Origin of the sequence: Saccharothrix sp. ST-888 (assembly GCF_000955975.1) — a bacterium.
GTDB lineage: Bacteria > Actinomycetota > Actinomycetes > Streptomycetales > Streptomycetaceae > Kitasatospora.
This window is the reverse complement of record NZ_JYJF01000388.1, coordinates 1-420: the sequence shown is the minus strand read 5'-3', so window position 1 is coordinate 420 and position 420 is coordinate 1. Positions and strand designations below refer to the sequence as shown.

Sequence of the window (420 nt, the reverse complement as noted above, 5' to 3'; positions counted from 1 at the left end):
CGTTCTCGTCGGCGATGGCGTCGAACATCTCGACCAGGTGGCCGACGTTCAGGCGCGACAGGCGTATATGGCCGATCCGCGGTTTGGGGTGTACCCGGACGTGGGGCCCGTACCCCTTGCTCGTGGCCTTGCTCGTCTTCTCGGACCCACGCCATATGCCGTGCCCCTCGCCGACGGTCACCCGGGACGTGCGCGCCTCCCTACGGCGCAGCAAGCGGCGGGCCTCCTCGCCCTCCCGGAGTGCGCTGCGCTCGTCCGCCGGTCGGCCCCCCGCACCGAAGCAAGGCGACCCGCCAAGACTAGCCGGGGCGCGGACCAAGTAGGCAGCAAGGCATGCATCGGGCATGCGCACCGGCCCGGCCACCCGCCATCGCGTCCGGGCGACGCTCCGGGCCGCGTTGAACGCCGCCATCGCCCGCG

The 420-nt window shown here is 72.6% G+C and carries 1 pseudogene; it reads right to left on the bottom strand.

Going from position 1 to position 420, the window contains the following annotated elements:
* Window positions 1-214, bottom strand: a pseudogene (locus UK12_RS43865) (hypothetical protein); the annotation flags it as partial.
* Window positions 215-420 lie beyond the last annotated feature (206 nt).